The sequence below is a fragment of the Enterobacter sp. CCUG 70166 genome (assembly GCF_020224095.1).
GTDB classification, from domain to species: Bacteria; Pseudomonadota; Gammaproteobacteria; order Enterobacterales; family Enterobacteriaceae; genus Enterobacter; species Enterobacter intestinihominis.
The window spans coordinates 1-6,000 of sequence record NZ_NRIQ01000031.1; the positions used below are offsets into that span (position 1 = coordinate 1).

4 protein-coding genes are annotated in these 6,000 nt (G+C 55.0%); all 4 read left to right on the top strand.

All coding sequences use genetic code 11. The features are described 5' to 3' along the window. Nucleotides 1-44 precede the first annotated feature (44 nt). The 4 genes from metA to aceK all read left to right on the top strand — a co-directional run bounded on the left by metA (nt 45) and on the right by aceK (nt 5,972). Entirely contained in the window at nt 45-974 is a 930-nt protein-coding gene (gene metA / locus CKK19_RS13490) for a homoserine O-acetyltransferase MetA (RefSeq protein WP_022646716.1), read from the top strand. Between the two features lie 270 nt (nt 975-1,244). Continuing rightward, complete coding sequence (gene aceB / locus CKK19_RS13495) at nt 1,245-2,846, top strand: malate synthase A (protein ID WP_063854421.1); 1,602 nt, start codon at nt 1,245-1,247, stop codon at nt 2,844-2,846. Nucleotides 2,847-2,877: 31 nt separating this feature from the next. Next, on the top strand, nt 2,878-4,182 hold the full coding sequence (aceA, locus tag CKK19_RS13500) for an isocitrate lyase (RefSeq protein ID WP_047052041.1): 1,305 nt from the start codon (nt 2,878-2,880) through the stop codon (nt 4,180-4,182). A 50-nt stretch (nt 4,183-4,232) separates the two neighbouring features. Further along, a complete protein-coding gene (aceK, locus tag CKK19_RS13505; protein WP_063854420.1) occupies nt 4,233-5,972 on the top strand; it encodes a bifunctional isocitrate dehydrogenase kinase/phosphatase in 1,740 nt (579 codons plus the stop codon). The last annotated feature ends 28 nt before the right edge of the window (nt 5,973-6,000 follow it).

The window sequence follows — 6,000 nt, forward strand, 5'->3', positions numbered from 1 at the left end:
TGGATGTCTAAACGTTTATACGTGTGTTGTGAGGATTTAAGGTTATGCCGATTCGGGTGCAGGACGAGCTACCAGCCGTCAATTTCTTGCGTGAAGAGAATGTCTTCGTCATGACGGCTTCGCGTGCGACAGGTCAGGAAATTCGCCCGCTGAAGGTGCTTATTCTCAATCTGATGCCAAAAAAGATCGAAACGGAGAACCAGTTCCTGCGTTTGCTCTCCAACTCTCCGCTTCAGGTTGATATCCAGCTGCTGCGCATTGACGCCCGTGAGTCACGCAACACGCCTGCTGAGCATCTGAATAACTTCTACTGTAATTTTGAAGATATTCGCGATGAGAATTTCGATGGACTGATCGTCACCGGCGCACCGCTGGGTCTGGTGGAATTTAATGACGTTGCCTACTGGCCACAAATCAGGCAGGTGCTGGAGTGGGCAAAAGATCACGTCACGTCCACCTTATTTGTCTGTTGGGCGGTACAGGCCGCGCTGAATATCCTCTATGGCATTCCCAAGCAAACCCGCAGCGACAAACTTTCTGGCGTATACGAACACCACATTCTTCACCCGCATGCGCTGCTGACGCGTGGTTTCGATGACACTTTCCTGGCTCCGCATTCTCGCTACGCCGATTTTCCGGCACAGCTGATCCGCGATTACACCGACCTGGAAATCCTGGCCGAAACGGAAGACGGCGATGCCTACCTGTTCGCCAGTAAAGACAAACGCATCGCGTTCGTTACCGGCCATCCTGAGTACGATCCGCATACCCTCGCGTCAGAGTATTTTCGTGACGTTGAAGCGGGTCTGAATCCGGATGTCCCGTACAACTATTTCCCGAAAAACGATCCGCAAAACACGCCTCGGGCAACCTGGCGTAGTCACGGAAATCTGCTGTTCACTAACTGGCTCAACTATTACGTCTACCAGATTACGCCGTACGATCTGCGCCACATGAATCCGACGCTGGAGTAATCGTCTGCATTAAACGATCCTAAAGCGTTTCAGCTATTCACTTCAGGCACCTTCGGGTGCCTTTTTTATTTCCGAAAACCAACTCAACATCGTGAAAAACTTTAATCCCATATTAATCATACAGTTGTGATTGGATATGAATTAAAATGGAAATTGTTTTTGATTTTGGAAAAATTATAGATAGTCTTAATTCTGCTGAGCGAAAACTAAACAACGATCTTTCGCTCGCATCGGGGGCGTGATTTTGGATCTTTGATGAGGAGCAGAACGATGACTCAACAGGCAACAACGGTCGATGGACTGACCTTTACCCAGCCGAATGGCGAGCAAGAACAGCAAGTTTTGACGGCAGAAGCGGTAGAGTTTCTGACTGAACTGGTGACTCGCTTTACGCCACAGCGTAATAAACTGCTGGCGGCACGCATTCATCAACAGCAGGAGATCGATAACGGCAAGTTGCCAGGGTTTATTTCGGAAACCGCTTCCATTCGTCATGGTGAATGGAAAATTCGCGGAATCCCTGAAGATTTACAGGATCGTCGCGTAGAGATCACCGGCCCGGTAGAGCGCAAAATGGTGATTAACGCCATGAATGCCAACGTCAAAGTATTTATGGCGGACTTCGAAGATTCCCTCGCGCCGGACTGGCAGAAAGTTATCGACGGGCAGATCAACCTGCGCGACGCCGTCAACGGCACCATCAGCTATACCAACGAAGCCGGTAAAATTTACCAGCTCAAACCGAATCCGGCGGTGCTGATCTGCCGCGTACGCGGTCTGCATTTGCCAGAAAAACACGTTACGTGGCGCGGAGAAGCGATTCCGGGCAGCCTGTTCGACTTTGCGCTGTACTTCTTCCACAACCATAAGAACCTGCTGGCGAAAGGCAGCGGCCCCTATTTCTATCTGCCGAAAACCCAGTCCTGGCAGGAAGCGGCGTGGTGGAGTGAAGTCTTCAGCTACGCAGAAGACCGCTTCAGCCTGCCGCGCGGCACCATTAAGGCCACGCTGCTGATTGAAACCCTGCCAGCCGTATTCCAGATGCATGAGATCCTCCATGCGCTGCGTGACCATATTGTGGGCCTGAACTGCGGCCGCTGGGATTACATCTTCAGCTACATCAAAACCCTGAAAAACCATGCCGACCGGGTATTGCCGGATCGTCAGGTTGTCACCATGGATAAACCGTTCCTCAGCGCCTACTCGCGCCTGCTGATTAAGACCTGCCACAAACGCGGCGCCTTTGCGATGGGCGGCATGGCGGCGTTTATCCCGAGCAAAGACGCAGAGCGTAACAATCAGGTGCTCAACAAGGTGAAAGCCGATAAAGAGCTGGAAGCCCGTAACGGCCACGACGGGACGTGGATTGCCCACCCCGGTCTCGCCGACACGGCGATGGAGGTCTTCAACCGCGTACTCGGCGACAACAAAAACCAGCTGTTTGTCACCCGTGAAGACGATGCGCCAATCGCAGAAGAACAGTTGCTTGCGCCGTGTGCGGGCGAGCGTACGGAAGAGGGCATGCGCGCCAATATTCGCGTCGCCGTGCAGTACATCGAGGCATGGATCTCCGGCAACGGCTGCGTGCCGATCTACGGCCTGATGGAAGATGCCGCCACGGCGGAAATTTCACGTACCTCCATCTGGCAGTGGATCCATCATCAAAAAACGCTCAGCAACGGCAAACCGGTCACCAAAGCCCTGTTCCGTCAGATGCTGGCCGAAGAGATGCGGGTCATCCAGGACGAACTGGGCGAGCACCGCTTCAGCAGCGGGCGTTTTAATGACGCTGCGCGCCTGATGGAGCAAATCACCACCTCTGATGACTTAATCGACTTCCTGACCCTGCCGGGCTACCGCTTCCTGGCGTAATTCACCACATAACAATATGGAGCATCTGCACATGAAAACCCGTACCCAACAGATCGAAGAGTTACAAAAAGAGTGGACCCAACCGCGCTGGGAAGGCATTCGCCGTCCGTACAGCGCAGAGGAAGTGGTGAAGTTACGCGGCTCGGTTAACCCGGAGTGTACGCTGGCGCAGAACGGCGCGGCGAAAATGTGGGATCTGCTGCACGGGGGGGCTAAAAAAGGCTATATCAACAGCCTCGGCGCACTGACTGGCGGTCAGGCATTGCAGCAGGCGAAGGCCGGAATTGAAGCTATCTATCTTTCCGGCTGGCAGGTCGCGGCGGATGCTAACCTGGCCTCCAGCATGTATCCGGATCAATCTCTTTACCCGGCGAACTCGGTGCCGTCAGTGGTAGATCGGATCAACAATACCTTCCGTCGTGCGGATCAGATCCAGTGGGCGGCGGGCATCGAGCCCCACGATCCGCGTTTTATTGACTATTTCCTGCCGATCGTCGCCGATGCGGAAGCCGGTTTCGGCGGCGTGCTGAACGCCTTTGAGCTGATGAAATCGATGATTGAGGCCGGTGCAGCGGCCGTACACTTTGAAGATCAGCTGGCGTCGGTGAAGAAGTGCGGGCATATGGGCGGGAAAGTGCTGGTGCCAACCCAGGAAGCGATCCAGAAGCTGGTTGCTGCGCGTCTGGCTGCTGACGTGCTCGGCGTGCCGACGCTGGTGATTGCCCGTACCGATGCGGACGCAGCGGACCTGATCACCTCTGACTGCGACCCGTACGACAGCGAATTCATCACCGGCGAACGCACCAGCGAAGGGTTCTATCGCACGCATGCCGGTATTGAACAGGCGATCAGCCGCGGCCTGGCGTATGCCCCTTACGCCGACCTGGTCTGGTGTGAAACCTCCACGCCGGATCTGGCGCTGGCGAAGCGCTTTGCCGATGCGATTCATGCGAAATATCCGGGCAAGCTGCTGGCCTATAACTGTTCACCGTCCTTCAACTGGCAAAAAAATCTGGACGACACGACCATCGCCAGCTTCCAGCAGCAGCTGTCGGATATGGGCTACAAGTACCAGTTCATCACCCTGGCGGGTATCCACAGCATGTGGTTCAACATGTTCGACCTGGCGCATGCCTACGCACAGGGCGAAGGCATGAAGCACTATGTTGAGAAGGTACAGCAGCCAGAATTTGCAGCGGGTAAAGAGGGATATACCTTCGTTTCGCACCAGCAGGAGGTGGGAACCGGCTATTTCGATAATGTGACCACAATTATTCAGGGCGGGACCTCCTCCGTCACGGCATTAACGGGTTCAACGGAAGAAGCACAGTTCTGATCTTTCCCCCTCTCCCCCCTCGGGGAGAGGGTTGGGGTGAGGGGGAATATATGTCGCGTGTTCTGGAATTACTGATTGCCCAAACTATTTTGCAGGGCTTCGATGCCCAGTATGGCCGCTTTCTGGAAGTCACATCCGGCGCGCAACAGCGTTTTGAGCACGCCGACTGGCATGCGGTTCAGCAGGCCATGAAGCAGCGTATCCATCTCTATGATCACCACGTAGGTCTGGTGGTGGAACAACTGCGCTGTATCACCGACGGTAAAAGCCCGGATGCGGAATTTTTACTGCGCGTGAAAGAGCATTACACCCATCTGTTACCCGACTACCCGCGCTTCGAGATTGCGGAGAGCTTTTTTAACTCCGTCTATTGCCGGTTATTTGACCACCGCTCATTATCTCCTGAGCGGTTATTTATCTTCAGCTCCCAGCCCGAGCGACGCTTCCGTACCATTCCGCGTCCGCTGGCGAAAGATTTCTTTCCCGATCGCGGCTGGGAAAAGCTCCTGCACCGCGTCTTAACGGATTTGCCGCTGCGCCTGCCGTGGGAGAATAAACCCCGGGATATCGGCTATATCCACGCGTATCTCAGTGAAACCTTCGGCGAGGCGGTGCTCAGCCGCAGCCATTTGCAGGTTGCCAACGAGCTTTTCTACCGCAATAAGGCCGCCTGGCTGGTGGGTAAACTGGTTACGCCGACAGCCATCGTGCCGTTTCTGCTGCCGATTCACCGTACCGACGACGGCGAACTGTTTGTCGATACCTGCCTGACTACCAGCGCTGAGGCGAGTATCGTATTTGGCTTCGCCCGCTCCTATTTCATGGTCTACGCCCCGCTGCCCGCCGCCCTGGTGGAGTGGCTGCGCGAGATCCTGCCGGGCAAAACCACCGCCGAGCTGTATATGGCGATTGGCTGTCAGAAGCATGCCAAAACGGAGAGTTATCGGGAATACCTGCGTTATGTCGCCACGGCTGATGAGCAGTTTATCGAAGCGCCGGGTATCCGCGGCATGGTGATGCTGGTCTTCACGCTGCCGGGCTTTGATCGGGTGTTTAAGGTGATTAAGGATAAATTCGCCCCGCAGAAAGAGATGACCGCATTCCACGTCCGTGCCTGCTATCAGCTGGTAAAAGAGCACGATCGCGTCGGGCGAATGGCCGATACCCAGGAGTTTGAAAACTTTGTGCTGGATAAGCAGCAGATCGATCCGGCGCTAATGACGCTACTCATGCAGGAAGCGCCGACGAAAATTACCGATCTTGGCGATAAGATTGCGATCAGCCATCTCTACATTGAGCGCCGTATGGTGCCGCTAAATATCTGGCTGGAACAGTCAGAGGGCCAGGCTTTACGTGATGCCATCGAAGAGTACGGCAACGCCATCCGCCAGCTCGCCGCTGCCAATATTTTCCCCGGGGATATGCTGTTTAAAAACTTCGGCGTCACCCGTCACGGGCGGGTGGTGTTCTACGATTACGATGAAATTTGCTACATGACCGAGGTGAACTTCCGCGATATCCCGCCGCCGCGCTATCCGGAAGATGAACTGTCCAGCGAGCCGTGGTACAGCGTCTCGCCGGGCGATGTGTTTCCGGAGGAGTTTCGCCACTGGCTGTGTGCGGACCCACGCATCGGGCCGTTATTTGAAGAGATGCATGCCGATCTGTTCCGCGCCAGCTACTGGCGCGGGCTGCAAACGCGGATTAAAAACGGGCACGTGGAAGATGTCTACGCTTACCGCCGCAAGCAGCGGTTTTGCATCCGCTTTTCTCCCTCTCCCGCAGGGTAAGGGCATCATGTTTTCTCCCTCTCCCTGT

Coding starts and splice junctions, on each gene's coding strand:
- metA (WP_022646716.1), top strand. CDS start 45: ATGCCGATTCGGGTGCAGGACGAGCTACCAGCCGTCAATTTCTTGCGT.
- aceB (WP_063854421.1), top strand. CDS start 1,245: ATGACTCAACAGGCAACAACGGTCGATGGACTGACCTTTACCCAGCCG.
- aceA (WP_047052041.1), top strand. CDS start 2,878: ATGAAAACCCGTACCCAACAGATCGAAGAGTTACAAAAAGAGTGGACC.
- aceK (WP_063854420.1), top strand. CDS start 4,233: ATGTCGCGTGTTCTGGAATTACTGATTGCCCAAACTATTTTGCAGGGC.